The organism is Ruegeria sp. CDSB117, from assembly GCF_059611005.1.
The window spans coordinates 240,021-257,290 of sequence record NZ_JBXWOS010000002.1 but is presented as its reverse complement, the minus strand read 5'-3'; the positions used below and the strand labels follow the sequence as shown (position 1 = coordinate 257,290).

Here is a 17,270-nt window from a genome sequence, read left to right as displayed (position 1 = left end):
ATCACGAAGCGGTCATTTTGAACCGCGGCGCTGGGTAAACCGCCGGGCGCGATCACTCAAAGGGGAGCGGACAGATGTCGTTGTTACGTTTAATTCCGATTCTGGCCCTGATCGTGGCCTGCACACCACAAGATGTGCCCCCACCGGCGCGCAGCGCTCAATTTGACAGCTACCCCAAAAAACTGTTCGACACGTTCGAGATCAGTTGCGACGGCCCGGGCGAGCGCTTTGAAAAAACCGGGAATCGGGTATTTGAATGCACCGAGTTTCTGCCCCCAGACACAACCGCGTTTCTGATTCTCAACTATGACGGATACCCTCAGGACCTGCCCAAAAGCGTGATGCGGCTGACAACGACCAAGAACAACTCGGGCTACCGTGTCGATGCCGAGCTGTATTTCAACGTCCCACGCAAAAGCGGCCCGTCGGTCAAAGTACCAGTGGAAAGCGAAACGCTGGATAAGGCGCTTGGCGCGCTTTACCAAGCGTTGGGTGGATCGCCAACATAAGTGGAAGAAGTGGTCGGGGCGGCAGGATTCGAACCTACGACCCCCTGTACCCAAAACAGGTGCGCTACCAGACTGCGCCACGCCCCGAACCGTGCGCCTTCCTAACCATGCCAATCTGATTTGAAAAGCCCTAACAGGACCAAATTGCAGGACCTTGCGAAAAAATTTCGTGCCGCATGACGGTTCCGGGCTTAATTGAGTAGCGCGCGGCGAGTCCCGCGTTGATTTCGAGAACCGCAAAGACGGAATCGCCACCTTCGATTGGTGTCAGATCACCGGGAATCGCACCTTGATGAACATGCGTCACGGTCCCAGCCCTATCGATGAAAATGATGTCCAAGGGAATCAGTGTGTTCTTCATCCAGAACACCACCGGTTGCGGCGGGTCAAAAACGAACAGCATGCCCGAACGGTTTGGCAGCGACTCGCGGAACATCAGTCCACGCGACCGATCCTGCGGGCTAATCGCCAATTCGATATTGAATCGGATCTGCGCCGAGTCGTTCTTGATGTCGATCTGATCAGGCTTGCACGCAGCCCAGGTCATTCCGGACCAAAGCAACAAAATCGCTAATAGACCCGGAAGAAACTTAGGCATGAATCACTCAGTCGTCCAAAGCAGCTTCCCAGGCCAATACCTGAGCCGCCATACGTCCACGCTTGCCACTAATGACACGCATCGCGAGGGCCTCGCCCGGCTGCAGATCCGACAGGCCAGAGCGGCGCAGCACTTCGATATGCAGGAACACGTCTTCACCGCAGCCAAAAACATTGGCAAACCCAAAGCCTTTGCCTTTGTCGAACCATTTGACTCGCGCGGCCTCTAGCGGGGCAGCGGCGATCTCAACAGGATCAAGCTCGGCAAAATCAGCCAGCATCATCGTGTCCGTCCGGGCGGGCGGATCGACACTGATGACCTCAACCGCTTGAACACCACGGTCCGTGCGATGGGTCATGATTTCTATGCCCGCACCATCCGCGACCGAACTTTGGCCGAAATTGCGCAACACATTGACGTGCAACAAAATATCCGGACCGCCCTCATCAGACACAACAAATCCGAATCCCTTTGCAGGGTCGAACCATTTCACGTGTCCACGGACGCGGTACATGTTGTTCAGATCTTCTGGCACGGCGTTCCCATCGCGAAAATTGTCATTTCGTTAAGGGTCCGATGTGTATGGGAATGGCGCGCAAATTCAAGCTGAAAAAACCTTTTGTTTTCGGCCTCTTGCATTTCACGATACGCGAACGTCATGGATTCAACCTCTGTATCTGCCAGTCGGAACCCACTTGATCCCGCTGCCATCGGAACCTGTCGTGCAACCGAAAGGCCCCATCGGCCCAGAATTCGATTTCGGTTGGCACCAGCCGATAGCCGCCCCAGAACGGCGGGCGTGGCGGGTTCGGGCCCAACTTGGCTGTTACCTTGGCCACCTCGGCCATCAGAACCGAGCGACTGCTGAGAGGCTGAGACTGCTTGGACGCCCAGGCCCCCAATCGGCTTTTTAGCGAGCGGGACGCATAATACTCATCTGCCTGCGGCCCGCTTTCTCTGGTTATTGTACCACGAACTCGGATTTGCCGCCGCAGAGATTTCCAATGCATCACAAAAGCAGCTTTTCCGGCGCTGTCCAACTCGGCCGCCTTGGCACTTTCGTAGTTGGTGTAGAACACAAAAGCCGCCGGTTCGATCTCTTTCAGAAGAACCATGCGCACATTCGGCATGCCGTCCGAATCGACGGTCGCCAAAGCGATCGCATCCGGATCGTTCGGTTCATTCTCTTTGGCCTCAGCCAGCCACCGCCCCGCTATTTCAAACGGATCGGTGCCGGCAAATATGCCGCTACGTTCGCTCATTCCCATCCCCTGGAAACTAATAAAGTCCACCCTAGGGCGAGAACCCGCCACGGGCAAGAGCGCGCGGCCTTGATGCAGCGCACCCAATGGCATAAACCATCCCAACATAACGCGAAGACAGGCGGAGAACCAAACATGTCAAATCAGTTGATGGCCGGCAAACGCGGCCTCATCATGGGACTGGCCAATGATAAATCAATCGCATGGGGAATAGCCCGTGCTTTGTCCGAATCCGGAGCGGAGCTGGCTTTTTCATATCAAGGCGACGCACTTAAGAAACGCGTTGATCCACTGGCGGCACAGCTTGGCAGCGAAATTGTTCTGCCCTGCGACGTCAGTGACGAAGAATCGATTGATGCGCTGTTCACATCTCTGGAAGAGAAATGGGGCAAGCTGGACTTTGTTGTTCACGCCATCGGTTTTTCGGACAAGAACGAACTTCGGGGCCGCTACGTCGACACGTCGCGTGCGAACTTCAAACTGACCATGGACGTGTCGGTCTATTCCTTCACCGCTGTGATGCAACGGGCCGAAAAGATGATGTCCGAAGGCGGCAGCGCAGTCACCCTGACCTATTACGGTGCTGAGCAGGTGATGCCGCATTATAACGTGATGGGTGTCGCCAAAGCTGCACTTGAGGCGTCGGTCAAATATCTGGCCGAGGATCTGGGCAAGGACGGTATCCGCGTGAACTCGATCTCGGCCGGTCCGATCAAGACGCTGGCCGCCAGCGGCATCGGCGACTTCCGCTATATTATGAAATGGAACGAGTATAACTCGCCCCTGCGTCGCAACGTGACCATCGACGATGTCGGCAAATCTGCTCTGTATCTGCTGTCTGACCTCAGCAGCGGTGTAACAGGAGAAAACCTGCACGTGGATTCGGGTTATCACATTGTCGGCATGAAAGCCGTCGACGCACCTGACGTCGAAAAGGGTTAATGACATGAGCGCCAAGGATCGCCTGCCCCACGAAAAAGGGTTTCACATCAGCTGGGATCAGATTCACCGTGATTCCCGCGCCTTGGCCTGGCGTTTGGACGGGCAAGGCCCGGACGACGGCGCATGGCGCGCAGTTGTGGCCATCACCCGTGGTGGTATGGCACCTGCGATGATCGTCAGCCGCGAGCTGGACATTCGCACCGTCGACACAGTCAGCGTGCGCTCGTACCACCATCAGGACCAAGGCGAAGCTGAGGTTCTCAAAGCCCCCGATGCCCAGCTTATGGGCGACGGCGAAGGTATTCTGATCATCGACGATCTGGTCGACAGCGGCAAAACGCTGGAGCTGGTGCGCGCAATGTACCCCAAAGCGCATTTCGCGACAGTTTACGCCAAACCCAAGGGGCGCCCGATGGTGGACACGTTCATCACCGAGGTCAGCCAGGACACCTGGATCTTTTTCCCTTGGGATATGGCCCTGCAATATGTCGAGCCCTACCGCGGGACCGACTAAAAGAACCCTCTCAACCCACAAAGAGTGAGGCAAAGCCTTACAAAGGACAGGCCCGTCATGACCCAGTCCCGTACCACCGCGACATTTGCCCCTCCGGTCATGGAGGCGCGGCGCTGGTTGGAGGGGGTGGCGTTTCCTGATGACCGTCCGCTGATCAACGTCAGCCAGGCGGCCCCGGTCGATCCACCGCCCTTGGCGTTGCGCGAAGCGATTGCCAGCTTTGCCGTGACCGAAGACAGCGCCCATCTTTATGGACCGGTTCTGGGCAATCCGGACTTGCGATCCGAACTCGCTCGCCAGATCGGGGCGCATTATAAAGGACAAGTGACCAGCGATCAGGTGGCGATCACCTCGGGGTGCAACCAAGCCTTTGCCGCTGCGATCACAGCGATCACCGATCAGGGTGACGAGGTCATCGTTCCGACGCCCTGGTACTTTAATCACAAGATGTGGCTGGACATGGCGGGCGTCCGAACCGTGGACCTGCCAACCGATGACGCTCTGCTGCCCGATCCGGACGCAGCCCGTGCTCTGATCACCGACAAAACCCGCGCCATCGTTCTTGTGACCCCGAACAATCCCGGCGGAGTGGAATACCCTGCCCCTCTGGTGCGCGCATTCTTTGATATTGCGCGGGAGGTCGGCATCCGGCTGATCGTGGACGAAACATATCGGGATTTCGACAGCCGCAGCGGCCCACCGCATGATCTGTTCGCCCAGCCTGACTGGGATCAAACCCTGATCCACCTCTATTCCTTTTCAAAAGCATACAGGCTGACCGGCCACCGTGTCGGCGCGATTGCGACCGGCACTGACCTGCTATCCGAGATTGAAAAGTTTTTGGACACGGTCGCTATCTGCCCAAGCCAGATCGGCCAGCACGCAGCCCTTTGGGGAATGCAGAACCTGTCGCAATGGCTGGCAGGTGAACGGGATGAGATCCTCGACCGCCGCGCCGCAATTGCCGAGCTTTTGCCAAGCTTGACCAACAAGGGTTGGCGGTTGTTGGGTCTGGGCGCCTATTTCGCATATTTCGAACACCCGTTCGATATCCCATCCGACGAACTGGCCCAACGACTGGTCCCCGAGGCCGTCATCCTGCTGCTGCCCGGCACAATGTTCATGCCCGAAAATGATGCGGCCGGAAAACGTCAGGTTCGTATCGCATTTGCCAATCTGGACCGCGACGGTTTGGGGCAATTGTTCGAACGTCTGCAGGCTCTGTCCTTCTGAGCTTGCCCCCCGACGGTGCGCGTCGTATTCAGGGCCGCAACCGACAGGGCAGTTACCTGCCGACAAAAGCACGAAGAGGGCACAATGGCCGCAGGCGTAAAAAAGTTATCAAAGACCTTTGTCTGGATTCTCATGGGCCTTTTGATGCTCGGACTTGCAGGGTTTGGCGCAACCAGCCTCTCTGGCACCGTGCGTTCGGTGGCCCAGGTCGGGAATGAGGATATCTCGGTTGATGACTATGTCCGCGAGCTGCAGCGCGAAATTCGCGCGGTTGAACAACAGACAGGCCAGCCTTTGCAAATGTCGCAGGCCATTGAGTTTGGTCTGGATCGTCTTGCCTTGTCGCGCCTGACGGCTTTAGCAGCGCTGGACAATGAGGTCGGTATGCTGGGCATCTCGATCGGCGATGAGAACCTGCAGGAAGAAATTGTTGCGATTCCGGCTTTTCAGGGCGTCAACGGCACATTTGACCGCGACGCGTATCAGTTCCAACTGGAACAGGTCGGCATGTCAGACACCGAGTTCGAATCGGACCTGCGCAAGGAAACATCCCGCACAATCGTGCAGAGTGCCGTGGTTAGCGGTGTGAAGATGCCCGAAACCCTCACGCAGGTGTTGACCGACTACGTTGGTGCCCGCCGCAGCTTTACCGTCGCAACTTTGGCGCCTGACGCCCTGCCCGCACCTGTTGCCGCCCCGACCGACGAGCAGGTCCAAACGTTTTATGATGAGAACACCGAGCTGTTCGCCCTGCCGCGCACCAAAAAGCTGACGTATGCGATCCTGTCACCCGAAATGCTGCTCGACGACGTGGAAGTCGACGAGGATTCGGTAAAGCGTTTGTACGAACAGCGCGCAGCTGAATTCCAACAGCCCGAGCGTCGCCTAGTTGAACGCCTGACCTTTCCGGATCAAGAAGCAGCACAAACTGCCATGGCTCAGCTAGAGGTCGGCGGTGCAACCTTCGAACAACTGGTTCGGGATCGCCAACTTGAGCTCAGCGATATCGACCTTGGCGACGTCACCCGCGAGGATCTGGGCGAAGCAGCCGATGGTGTCTTTGCTGCCGATCTGGACGCTGTTATCGGCCCGCTGCCTTCCACCTTCGGACCGGCGCTGTTCCGCATCAATGGCTCGCTTGCCGAAAACAACACGTCGTTTGAAGATGCCGCCCCTGCCCTGCGCGAGGAATTGGCAGCCGATCGTGCCCGCCGCCAGATTGAGGCGCAGGCCGAGGATATCAATGACCTGCTGGCCGGTGGCGCGACTTTGGAAGAACTGGCGTCCGAGACCGAAATGGAGTTGGGCCAAATCGACTGGAGCGCGCAAACCGGTGAAGGCGTCGCCGCCTATGACGGGTTCCGCAGCGCAGCCGAAGCCGTGCAGGATGGCGACTTTCCCGAGGTCGCGTTTCTTGAAGATGGCTCGATCTTTGCCCTGCGTCTGAATGAGGTTCTTGAACCCCGGCCGGAACCGATTGATTCTGCGCGTGACCGCGTTGTTGCCGCCTGGACCCAGGCCGAAACCAACAAGGCGTTGGAAGAACAGGCAAATGCTGTTCTGGAGCAGGTGCAGACCGATGGTGAGTTTACGGCTACCGGATTGCCGTTCCGCGTCGAAAACGCCCTGACCCGCACGGCCTTTTTGGAAGATGTACCTGCAGACTTCATGACTCAGGTCTTTGAAATGGAGCAAGGTGACCTGCGCGTCATTCCCGGTGCCGGAACCGCGTTTATCGTGCGTCTGGATGAACAGTTGCCACCTGCCGAAACAGATGAGCTGCGTCAGGTCCAAGCGGCCCTTACCGCGCAGCTGGATCAGGCTTTGGCACAGAACATCTTTGATGCGTTTGTCCGCGATGCACAGGTCCGTGCCCGTCCCGTCGTAGATCAGCAGGCCCTGAATGCTGTTCAGGCGAGCTATTAAAAGAGACTGAATATGGCGCTGACCCCCGACTTTGACAGCTTCGCCCGCGCCTATGAGGCAGGCGAGAATCAGGTTGTCTACACACGCTTAGCCGCTGATCTGGACACGCCGGTTTCCTTGATGCTCAAGCTGACAGGCGCGCAGAAAGACGCGTTCATGTTGGAATCGGTTACCGGTGGTGAGGTTCGTGGCCGCTATTCGATCATCGGGATGAAGCCGGACCTGATCTGGCGGTGCCAAGGCGAGACGTCTGCGCTGAACCGTTCGGCCCGGTTCGACCCTGACGCGTTCTCGCCCGAAACGGGCAACCCGATGGATAACCTGCGGGCGCTGCTGGCGGAAAGTAAGATCGACCTGCCGGACGACCTACCCCAAGCCGCAGCCGGGCTGTTTGGCTATCTCGGCTATGACATGGTGCGGCTGGTGGAATACCTGCCCGATGTGAACCCCGATCCGCTTGGCCTGCCTGATGCCATCATGCTCAGACCCTCGGTCATCGCGGTACTGGACGGCGTCAAGGGCGAGGTCACGGTTGTGTCGCCTGCATGGGTTAGCGAGGGGCAATCGGCCAAGGCTGCTTATGCACAGGCCGCAGAACGTGTCATGGACGCGGTGCGCGATCTGGAACGCGCCATGCCCGCCGAGACGCGCGATCTTGGGGATGCCTCCGAGGTCGCGGCACCGGTGTCGAATTTCACCAAATCCGGCTATTTAGAAGCGGTCGAAAAGGCCAAGGAATACATCCGCGCGGGCGACATCTTTCAGGTTGTTCCGGCACAGCGCTGGACTCAGGACTTTCCGCAACCTCCCTTCGCGCTCTATCGTTCGCTTCGGCGCACGAACCCGTCGCCCTTCATGTTCTATTTCAACTTTGGCGGCTTTCAGGTCGTGGGCGCCAGCCCCGAGATTCTGGTCCGCGTTTTCGGAGATGAGGTCACGATCCGCCCCATCGCCGGCACTCGGCCACGCGGCGCGACCCCCGAAGAGGACAAGGCCAACGAGGTTGATCTGCTGGCCGACAAGAAAGAGTTGGCAGAACATCTGATGCTGCTGGATCTGGGCCGTAACGACACCGGGCGCGTGGCAAAGATCGGCACTGTGCGCCCTACCGAAGAGTTCATCATCGAACGCTACAGCCACGTGATGCACATCGTCTCCAACGTGGTTGGTGAGTTGGCCGAGGACAAAGACGCGCTGGATGCCTTCTTTGCGGGAATGCCTGCGGGCACCGTTTCAGGCGCGCCAAAGGTTCGCGCTATGGAGATCATTGACGAGCTCGAGCCCGAAAAGCGCGGCGTTTATGGCGGTGGTGTGGGGTATTTCAGTGCTGGCGGCGACATGGATATGTGTATCGCTCTGCGTACGGCCATCGTGAAAGACCAGAAGCTCTATATTCAGGCAGGCGGAGGCGTGGTCTATGACAGCGACCCCGAGGCCGAATTCATGGAAACCGTTCACAAATCGAACGCCATTCGGCGTGCGGCTGCAGACGCGGCCCGGTTTACTGGCTCTGGCAACTCTTAAAGAATAGCGGCTGACCTCATGGTCAGCCGTTTTTCATTATCAGCCTTACTGAGCTTCTTGCGTCATGACCGCTGAAATCGGGGCCATGGCCACGCGGCCACCGCGATCTTCCAGTCCCCATAGCAACAGGGCCGAGATCGTGTCCGGGCGCAGCCGTCCCAACATGACGACAGTTCCCTGCTGACCAGCCCGGAACGCCGCCTGATCCAAGAAACGTCGCATGATCGTGGGGTCCTGACGGGCACCGTCGATGTCGCGAAAGATGACCCCGGAAGGAATGCCATTGCGAGCGGCCAGTTTCTGGACGGTGTTCAGGCCATTATCCTGAGTGATAAGCCCGCGCCCGGTATCACCGGCAATTGCGGCCACCTGATCGGCCAATTTGCGATTGCCCTGAATGCCGGTTCCCACGCCTTCCAGAATACCAACGGTTTCCGGCAGAGTGTCCAGCCAGACAGCCATCGAAACCTCAGCATCTTGTGCGCTGGCCGCCTTGGGCAAGTCGGCAAGGGCCAGAACCTCGAAACCCGCTGCGCGATGGCGGGCCATTTTTTCGGCCGCATCGGGATCAGACGGGCTGACGGCAAAGCTCAGTGGGTATGGGAAATCCTTCAACGCCTCGGCTCCAAAGGCCCCTTCATCATCAATCAAAATGATCGACATAAGCGGTTTGGCCTCGGGGTTTTCGAACTTGGCGGCATAGGCATCAATTGGCTTACCGGGCAGAAGTACCGCGGGTTGCTCGTCCGCTGAAACCGGCGCGTCATCGCGTTCAGTCAACGGGACGACTCGTTTGCCAACGATCAGACCGTCGGCATCCGTTTCTTCACCGCCGATCTGTGGGACCGCTGCGATCCGGGGCAGCTTTTTAAGCTGTGGGTCTTCTTCCCCTTCTACGGCAATCGGGTTTTCCTCAAGCGGATCGACCTCGGGCTCCAGGGGTTCGATTGCCGTGGGTTCAGGCTGCGGCTCGGGTTCCGGTTGAACCGCTGCGACCTCGGGCTCGGGCTGAGGTTCTGGTTCGATTTCCGTTTCGGTGACTTCGGGCAACGGCTCTGCGATTTCAGGCTGGGTCTCTGTCACCTCGGGCTGCACCTGTTCCACTTCCGGCTCGGGCAGTATTTCCAGGACTTCGGGCGCGGGCTGCGGCTCAACCTCAGCAATGGTCTCTTCTTGCTTGGGTGCAACCGGCGGCTCGGGCGCGGTTTCCGAAATGATCGGCTCACCTTCGGTGCTGGGCAATGGCTGCAATTGCGCAGGCGACTGCGGCACGACCGGAGCCTCGTTTGATGTGGTTACCTCAACCGTTTCAGGTATTTCGACCCCTTCGACCTGCGTGACGACCTCACTGATCGTCGGCTCAGAGTCTGGCACAGTCTCCACGTCCGCCAGCCCGGCAAGATTGTCCGTTTGATCCTCGGAAGCATCGGATGCCACCGGCGGCGCGGTCACCAGATCGGCATCTGCCACCGTCTCGGCCGCTTCGGTGCTGACCTCGGGGGCCGCAGCCGGTGCCGGCTCGGGGGCCTCGGCGTTTACAACCGGTTTCCGGGTCAAAGGGGTATTCAGGGATAGTACCACACCAAGCAGACCAACAACGACCGCCCCTGCGATCATCCCGCCTAAAAATCCGCCCATCTTAACTGCCTCTCGCCTTCATCCTGCTTCGATCGCCTCAACGCCGTTTACCGCGCCTTTGGCCTGCGATTGCGCCCTGAACAGGATGTCCTCTTGACGCTGCCCCGCAAGCCTGAGCATGTATGTCCCGACATTATACCGTGGCCAAGGGCTGTATCGCCAGTCCGAAATGCCCAAGCCGAGACAAGTGCCCAAATGCTGCTGCTGATCGACAACTACGACTCGTTTACCTACAATCTGGTACACTATTTAGGCGAACTTGGCGCCGAAATGGTCATTCGGCGGAATGACGCCCTGGATGTACAAGAAGCCATGGCGATGAACCCTGCAGGAATTCTCCTCAGCCCTGGCCCGTGCGATCCTGATCAGGCCGGTATTTGCCTTGCGCTGACAGAAGCAGCAGCCGAAACAAAGACACCGCTTCTGGGGGTCTGTCTTGGTCATCAGACGATTGGGCAGGTGTTTGGCGGCAATGTTGTCCGCTGCCACGAGATTGTCCACGGCAAGATGGGTATGATGCACCACACCGGTAAAGGCGTGTTCGCTGGCCTGCCCACCCCGTTTGAGGCGACCCGCTATCATTCGCTTATCGTGGATCGGGACACGTTGCCAGATAGCCTTGAGATCACAGCAGAACTGGAAGACGGCACCATCATGGGCCTGCAACACAAAGAATTGCCCATTCACGGCGTACAGTTCCACCCGGAATCAATCGCCTCTGAGCATGGCCACGCTCTGCTCAAGAATTTCCTGTCCGAGATGAAAGTTCCTGCATGAGCGACGCTCTGAAGCCACTGATCGGAGCCGCTGCCGATCGTCCCTTAACGCGTGCCGAGGCTGAACAAGCTTTTAGCATCCTGTTTGATGGCGAAGCCACGCCCAGCCAGATTGGCGGCCTGCTGATGGCGATGCGCACACGCGGTGAAACGGTAGACGAATATGCAGCTGCTGCCGCCGTGATGCGCGCAAAGTGCAATGCGGTGAAAGCACCGGCGGGTGCGATGGATATCGTTGGGACGGGCGGCGACGGTAAAGGCACTCTGAACATTTCAACCGCCACGGCGTTTGTTGTGGCTGGGGCTGGTGTCACTGTCGCCAAACACGGCAATCGAAACCTCAGTTCCAAGTCAGGTGCCGCGGACGCCTTGGGACAGCTGGGCATCAACGTTATGGTTGGCCCGCAAACCGTTGAAAAGGCTCTGCAAGAAGTCGGCATCGGCTTTATGATGGCACCCATGCACCATCCTGCGATTGCGCATGTCATGCCCAGCCGGCAAGAGCTTGGGACGCGAACGATTTTCAACATTCTTGGCCCGTTGACCAACCCCGCGGGTGTTCGGCGTCAACTGACCGGTGCGTTCAGTCGCGACCTGATCCGCCCAATGGCGGAAACGTTGGGACTGCTGGGCGCTGAACACGCCTGGTTAGTGCACGGATCAGATGGCACAGATGAGTTGACGATCACCGGCGTAAGCTGGGTCGCCGCGCTGGAAGATGGCGTTGTAAAAGAGGTCGAGTTGCATCCTGAAGACGCAGGGCTGCCGGTCCACCCGTTCGAGGATATCATCGGCGGAACGCCCGAGGAAAACGCCGTGGCCTTCCGCGCCTTGTTAGACGGCGCGCCATCGGCCTACCGCGACGCGGTGTTGTTGAATTCCGCCGCGGCCCTTGTGGTTGCTGGCTCTGCTGATGACTTGAAAGACGGCGCTGCCAAGGCGCGGGAAAGCATCGACAGCGGAAAAGCTAAAGACAAAATCGCGGCCCTGGCCCGAATTACGCAGGAGGCCGCATGACCGAGACGGTTCTGGACAAGATCAAAGCCTACAAACTTGAAGAAGTTGCGGCAGACAAAGCGCAGAAGTCGCTGGAAACACTGGAAAGCGAGGCCCGCAACGCGCCCGAGATCCGCGGTTTTGCCGATGCGCTTCGAACAGCGGCGCGTCGGGGTTACGGCCTGATTGCCGAGGTCAAGAAAGCCAGCCCGTCCAAGGGTCTGATCCGCCCGGATTTCGATCCACCCGCTCTGGCCAAAGCCTATGAGGAAGGCGGCGCAGCCTGTTTGTCGGTGCTGACCGACACACCCAGTTTTCAGGGTGCAAAGGAATACCTGACCGAAGCCCGGGCTGCCACCGAGCTTCCGGCGCTGCGCAAGGATTTCATGTACGACCCCTATCAAGTGGTCGAGGCGCGTGCTTTGGGTGCGGATTGCATCCTGATAATTATGGCGTCGGTAGAAGACGCCCAAGCCGCCGAACTGGAACAGACTGCATTCGACTGGGGCATGGATGTCCTGATCGAAGTTCACGACCAGAACGAGTTGGAACGTGCAGCAGAGCTGAAAAGCTCACTGATTGGGATAAACAATCGTAATCTCAAGACCTTCGAGACATCTCTTGATACCACTCGCCACCTGTCGAAGCTTGTGCCAGCGGGCCGGACGATCGTCTGCGAAAGCGGTCTGAGCACGCCTGAAGATTTGGCCGACATCGCACGTTACGGCGCGCGCAGCTTCCTGATCGGTGAAAGCCTGATGCGTCAGGACGACGTGGCAGCAGCCACCCGCCACCTTCTCGCAAGCCCTCTGATCCCCGGAGTCATGTGATGCCCTTGACCCATTTTGATGCTCAGGGACAGGCCCATATGGTCGATGTCTCGGACAAGGAAGTCACCGACCGCGTCGCCGTGGCGGCTGGTCACATCAAAATGGCGCAGGACACCTTTGATCTGATTTCCGAAGGCCGCGCCAAGAAAGGTGATGTTCTGGGCGTGGCACGTCTTGCGGGCATCATGGGCGCAAAGAAAACGCCTGATCTGATCCCTTTGTGTCACCCGCTGCCAGTCACCAAGGTCGCTGTCGAGCTGACGCTGGATCCGGACTTGCCCGGTGTGCAGGTCCAGGCCACAGTCAAAACCTCCGGCCAGACTGGGGTCGAGATGGAGGCGCTGACCGCCGTTTCTACCGCTGCCTTGACGGTCTATGACATGACCAAGGCCGTGGATAAGGCGATGGAAATTGGCGGTATCCGCGTATTGCTAAAAGATGGCGGTAAGTCAGGACGTTACGAAGCAAAATGATCACCGTCGAAGAGGCCCGCGCGCTGTTGTTTGATCTGGTCTCGCCACTGACAAGCGAGACCGTTGCTTTGTCGGACGCGGCGGGTCGTATTCTCGCACAAGATGTCGAGGCCACCCGTGACCAGCCACCATTTGAAGCGTCCTCGATGGACGGCTACGCACTGAAATCGACCGAGGTCGAGCTGCACGCCATGTTCAAGGTCATCGGCGAGTCGGCAGCTGGCAACCGCTACACCGGTCGCGTCGGGCCCGGACAGGCGGTGCGCATATTCACTGGTGCCCCGGTTCCCGAAGGTGCTGATTTCATTGTCATACAGGAAGATACCGAACGTCGCGGCGACCTGATCACTATCTCGGACCTGCCCGGCCCAAAAACGAATATCAGACCTGCGGGCGTCGATTTCAAAGCAGGCACAAAGATCTCGGCCCCACGTCAGTTGCGCGCCGAGGACATCGCGCTGATGGCGGCGATGAATATTGCGACCGTACCAGTGACTCGAAAGCCTGTTATTGCGCTGATCTCCACCGGTGATGAATTGGTGATGCCGGGCGAAACCCCGGGCCCCGATCAGATCATCGCATCCAATACGTTTGGCTTGAAAGCACTGCTGGAGGGCGCTGGCGCGCACGTCCGCATCCTTCCGGTCGCGCGCGATACGGTCTCATCGCTTGAGACTGCCTTCGGACTGGCCGAAGGAGCGGATCTGGTTGTGACCATCGGCGGCGCATCGGTTGGAGACTACGATCTGGTGTCAGATGTCTCAACCGGACTGGGAATGGAGCAATCTTTCTACAAGATCCGAATGCGCCCCGGCAAACCTCTGATGGCGGGTCGATTGGGACAAACGGCAATGGTCGGTTTGCCCGGAAATCCTGTCAGTGCAATGGTTTGCGGTTATCTCTTCCTGTTGCCGATGGTACGCCGGATGTTGGGTGTCGAACAGGTTCTGCCCCCATTGCGAACCGCAAGGCTTGCTGAACCATTGGGCGAAAACGGTCCGCGTGAACACTATATGCGGGCTATGCTGGACGAAACCGGTATTCGCGCGTGTTCCGATCAGGACAGTTCGCTGCTCAGCGTTTTGGCGCAGGCAAACGCTCTGTTGGTGAGGATTCCGCATGACCCCGCCCGACCTGCCGGGGATGAGGTTCAATACCTGCCGATCTAAATCCCGCTCAAATCCGTTGACACAAAACGTGAACATGCGTAGAACAAAAAAAACGCATGACCGATGAGGTGTGAGCAATGTTGACCAAGAAGCAGTTGGATTTGTTGGAATTCATTCACAAACGCGTTCAGGCGGACGGTGTTCCGCCCAGTTTCGATGAAATGAAGGCCGCGCTGGACCTTCGGTCCAAATCTGGCATCCACAGATTGATTACGGCGTTAGAAGAACGTGGGTTCATTCGGCGTCTGGCGCACCGCGCGCGGGCCATCGAAATCGTCAAACTGCCGGAAAGCCTGGGTGGAGAACCCACAGTGGCCTTCAAGCCGCGTGTGATCGAAGGCGACAAGCCGTCCGGCCCCCGCCCCGCGAATTTTGAGCCGGTGACCGTGGATGCGATGGAATTGCCAGTGATGGGCCGCATCGCTGCCGGCGTCCCGATCGAAGCGATCAGCCATGTCTCGCACCGCGTCGCCGTGCCCGGTTCAATGGTATCCGGCAAGGGTGAGCATTACGCACTGGAAGTGCGCGGCGACTCGATGATTGACGCAGGGATCAACGATGGAGATGTAGTGGTAATCCGGGAAACCTCGGTTGCCGATAACGGCGATATCGTTGTTGCTCTTGTCGAAGATCAGGAAGCCACCTTGAAGCGGTTCTTCCGCCGAGGTCAGGCGATTGCGCTTGAGGCCGCGAACTCTGCCTATGAAACCCGCGTTCTGCCAGAAGATAAGGTCAAGGTGCAGGGTCGTCTGGTTGGACTGATCCGCAGCTACTAAAACTGCTTGGTATCCCGGTTCCCGGATGTGTTCGGGGACCAGAGCCTGTCGCCCATCGCTTCTCTAGACGTTGTGATCTTGCCGCCGGACAGGGACAGGCTTCCCGTTGCTAGCAGCCGTTTCGGATCGAAGACTTCACAGCCACCGGACAGTTGCAGCGCCACGGCAGAAATCACGATCTGATCGGCATTGCAGGCACTGAACCCGCGCGCCGCGCGTTTGCCTGTAACGTGCAACACCTCTTTGCCCTGCCAGTCATACCGCTGAATGGTGCCGGAATCATGCGGCCAACGGCTGGCCGCCTGCAGCTGATCTGCCCCGTCCCCGTCATTTTCCAGCCAGACGGTTGCGACAAACCCGCTTCCCTTTTTCTTACTCAAGGCGCGTCCTTGTTCAGTCATTACGCCAACAAGACCGCCACTATCCGCAACCAGTATTTCAGGGCGATTTCCCTGCCCCCATAACATCAACGCCACGGCCATTGGTGCCACCCCAACCCATCGGGCCCGTCCTTGCCACAGCGCAAGCCACAGGCCGCCAAGCGCAATTAGCGGCAGGACAGGGGTCGGCGGGCCGACAACATATCCTTGCGCGCCGTCAAATCCCGATACCCATTGAGAAACCGCAAGAATCCACTCTAAACCCAGCCCCATCACTGCCAGCGGCACCATCTCAAGGCCGAATGGCGACAGCAGTGCTGCCACCACGGCCGAGGGGACGACAACCATGCCCATAACCGGCACCGAAAGCATGTTGGCCAGAAGGCCATAGTGAGACAATGTGTTGAAATGCGCCGCACCAATTGGCGCGGTTGCAAACCCCGCGATAGCCGAGGACATCAGCAGGCCCGCAACAGGTTTCAGCCACTTTGGCCCCGGAATCGGTCCAATGTCACGCAACGCTCCGAACACCGCCACAAGCGCTGTCGTTGCGGCAAAAGACATTTGAAACCCTGGGCTAAGCAAGGATTCGGGGCGCAGACTGAGTACGATAAGTGCGGCGACCGCAACGGCCCGTAGGGAAATCGCGCGTCTGTCAATCAGGATGGCCATCAGCATGACACTTGCCATGACAAAAGCGCGTTCCGTGGCGACGTTTCCCCCAGACAACAACAAGTAGATCGTGGCCGCGACCATCGCACAGACAGCCGCCATTTTTCGCACTGGCAATCTGAGAGCCAGCGCAGGAATGGTTGAAAACAAAAGCCTGCACATCAAGTAGACGAACCCGGTCAGCAAGCCCATGTGGAGGCCCGAAATCGCCAACAGATGCGCCAGGTTGGATGCGCGCAGTGACTTCAGCGTTTCTTGCCCCATACCGCTGCGATCACCCGTTGTAACGGCGGCCGCAAACCCGCCGATCTCACCCGGCAGGATCGTGCGGACGTGGTGGGAAATCGCCATTCGCCATGCCGTAATGCGGATGCCTTCGGGCTGTGCGGGCGCAGCGATCAGCACCGGAACTCGGGTGTATCCCACAGCCCCCAGCCGTTGAAACCACGCGTGTCGCCGAAAATCGAACCCTCCCGGTTCCACCGGGCCCTGCGGGGGCGACAAATGGGCTGTGGTCATGATCCTTTGGCCAGGCGTTAGCGACCGTGCGCCTCCGTGCAAGGAAAGCCGGACGCGCTGCGGGCGCTGGTCACCGGGCACATCCCCTATGCGCACCCGATCCAGCGTCACCCGCAACGCGTCCGACGCAGAGCGATCCATGGCAACGACCCGCCCCTCGACCGGGCCATAGTAACGCCATGACAGGACCGGCTCTGCCACCGTATGGGCGCGCACGCCCGCCAGGATGAACCCGGCAGCGATCAGCGCCCCCCCTGTTGTCAACGCAAAACAGCCAGACGGCAGTCTGCGCGCCACGCCCAGGCAAATGGCAATCACGACCACGAGGCCTGCATAGACGATCCACCCCGGTTCAAACCGCAGGCTGAAATACAGACCAATACCGACTGCCAGACACACCGGAGACCACTGAAACAAATACCCTGTCTGGTTCAGCAATGCGGTCTCGACCCGTGCCAGAACACTCATGGTTGCCCCCGTCCTTCCGGCTCGTTAGACAGACGCCAATCTATGCCCGACACGGTTACCAAAAG

The 17,270-nt window shown here is 58.7% G+C and carries 17 protein-coding genes and 1 tRNA gene; 12 read left to right on the top strand and 6 right to left on the bottom strand.

What is annotated here, in order from left to right:
• Nucleotides 1–74 precede the first annotated feature (74 nt).
• Nucleotides 75–509: a hypothetical protein gene (locus AC2FJC_RS04105; RefSeq protein ID WP_496727156.1), complete on the top strand. Its 435-nt coding sequence runs from the start codon at nt 75–77 to the stop codon at nt 507–509.
• Nucleotides 510–519: 10 nt separating this feature from the next.
• On the opposite strand, the gene AC2FJC_RS04100 is transcribed toward AC2FJC_RS04105, so the two are convergent.
• The 4 genes from AC2FJC_RS04100 to pdxH form a co-directional block, all read right to left on the bottom strand.
• Nucleotides 520–596, bottom strand: a tRNA-Pro gene (locus AC2FJC_RS04100).
• A gap of 43 nt (nt 597–639) precedes the next feature.
• Nucleotides 640–1,107, bottom strand: a complete 468-nt coding sequence (locus tag AC2FJC_RS04095) for a DUF192 domain-containing protein (RefSeq protein ID WP_496727157.1) — start codon at nt 1,105–1,107, stop codon at nt 640–642.
• A gap of 7 nt (nt 1,108–1,114) precedes the next feature.
• A complete protein-coding gene (locus AC2FJC_RS04090; RefSeq protein WP_496738597.1) occupies nt 1,115–1,621 on the bottom strand; it encodes a cold-shock protein in 507 nt (168 codons plus the stop codon).
• Nucleotides 1,622–1,763: 142 nt separating this feature from the next.
• Nucleotides 1,764–2,369 carry a pyridoxamine 5'-phosphate oxidase gene (gene pdxH / locus AC2FJC_RS04085; RefSeq protein WP_113790196.1) on the bottom strand — a complete coding sequence of 202 codons (606 nt, stop codon included), beginning with the start codon at nt 2,367–2,369 and terminating at the stop codon, nt 1,764–1,766.
• Between the two features lie 135 nt (nt 2,370–2,504).
• On the opposite strand from pdxH, the gene fabI reads away from it, so the two are divergent.
• The 5 genes from fabI to trpE all read left to right on the top strand — a co-directional run bounded on the left by fabI (nt 2,505) and on the right by trpE (nt 8,508).
• A complete protein-coding gene (fabI, locus tag AC2FJC_RS04080) occupies nt 2,505–3,311 on the top strand; it encodes an enoyl-ACP reductase FabI (protein ID WP_108858520.1) in 807 nt (268 codons plus the stop codon).
• A 4-nt stretch (nt 3,312–3,315) separates the two neighbouring features.
• On the top strand, nt 3,316–3,825 hold the full coding sequence (gpt, locus tag AC2FJC_RS04075) for a xanthine phosphoribosyltransferase (RefSeq protein WP_113790194.1): 510 nt from the start codon (nt 3,316–3,318) through the stop codon (nt 3,823–3,825).
• A gap of 57 nt (nt 3,826–3,882) precedes the next feature.
• Nucleotides 3,883–5,058 (top strand): aminotransferase, encoded by a 1,176-nt coding sequence (locus AC2FJC_RS04070; protein ID WP_496738511.1) that lies wholly within the window; start codon nt 3,883–3,885, stop codon nt 5,056–5,058.
• Between the two features lie 84 nt (nt 5,059–5,142).
• The gene (locus AC2FJC_RS04065) at nt 5,143–6,984 is read left to right on the top strand and encodes a peptidyl-prolyl cis-trans isomerase (RefSeq protein WP_496738510.1); all 1,842 of its coding nucleotides are present in this window, start codon (nt 5,143–5,145) and stop codon (nt 6,982–6,984) included.
• A 12-nt stretch (nt 6,985–6,996) separates the two neighbouring features.
• Nucleotides 6,997–8,508 (top strand): anthranilate synthase component I, encoded by a 1,512-nt coding sequence (gene trpE / locus AC2FJC_RS04060; protein WP_496738509.1) that lies wholly within the window; start codon nt 6,997–6,999, stop codon nt 8,506–8,508.
• A 45-nt stretch (nt 8,509–8,553) separates the two neighbouring features.
• Here the strand turns inward: trpE and AC2FJC_RS04055 are convergent, their stop codons facing one another.
• Nucleotides 8,554–10,146, bottom strand: coding sequence for a divergent polysaccharide deacetylase family protein (locus AC2FJC_RS04055; RefSeq protein ID WP_496738508.1), 1,593 nt, complete (start codon nt 10,144–10,146; stop codon nt 8,554–8,556).
• Nucleotides 10,147–10,341: 195 nt separating this feature from the next.
• On the opposite strand from AC2FJC_RS04055, the gene AC2FJC_RS04050 reads away from it, so the two are divergent.
• From AC2FJC_RS04050 to lexA, 6 genes are all read left to right on the top strand, one after another.
• On the top strand, nt 10,342–10,923 hold the full coding sequence (locus AC2FJC_RS04050; protein ID WP_058271745.1) for an anthranilate synthase component II: 582 nt from the start codon (nt 10,342–10,344) through the stop codon (nt 10,921–10,923).
• Nucleotides 10,920–11,939: an anthranilate phosphoribosyltransferase gene (gene trpD, locus AC2FJC_RS04045; protein WP_058271746.1), complete on the top strand. Its 1,020-nt coding sequence runs from the start codon at nt 10,920–10,922 to the stop codon at nt 11,937–11,939. The genes AC2FJC_RS04050 and trpD overlap by 4 nt, the downstream gene beginning before the upstream one ends.
• Nucleotides 11,936–12,748: an indole-3-glycerol phosphate synthase TrpC gene (gene trpC / locus AC2FJC_RS04040; RefSeq protein WP_496738507.1), complete on the top strand. Its 813-nt coding sequence runs from the start codon at nt 11,936–11,938 to the stop codon at nt 12,746–12,748. Before trpD ends, trpC begins: the two co-directional genes overlap by 4 nt.
• Entirely contained in the window at nt 12,748–13,221 is a 474-nt protein-coding gene (gene moaC / locus AC2FJC_RS04035) for a cyclic pyranopterin monophosphate synthase MoaC (RefSeq protein ID WP_282151297.1), read from the top strand. The genes trpC and moaC overlap by 1 nt, the downstream gene beginning before the upstream one ends.
• On the top strand, nt 13,218–14,390 hold the full coding sequence (locus AC2FJC_RS04030; protein WP_496738506.1) for a molybdopterin molybdotransferase MoeA: 1,173 nt from the start codon (nt 13,218–13,220) through the stop codon (nt 14,388–14,390). Before moaC ends, AC2FJC_RS04030 begins: the two co-directional genes overlap by 4 nt.
• 77 nt (nt 14,391–14,467) lie before the next feature.
• On the top strand, nt 14,468–15,166 hold the full coding sequence (lexA, locus tag AC2FJC_RS04025) for a transcriptional repressor LexA (protein ID WP_496738505.1): 699 nt from the start codon (nt 14,468–14,470) through the stop codon (nt 15,164–15,166).
• Here lexA and AC2FJC_RS04020 read toward each other — a convergent pair.
• Nucleotides 15,163–17,205, bottom strand: a complete 2,043-nt coding sequence (locus AC2FJC_RS04020; RefSeq protein ID WP_496738504.1) for a ComEC/Rec2 family competence protein — start codon at nt 17,203–17,205, stop codon at nt 15,163–15,165. The two genes, lexA and AC2FJC_RS04020, sit on opposite strands and share 4 nt — an antisense overlap.
• Nucleotides 17,206–17,270 lie beyond the last annotated feature (65 nt).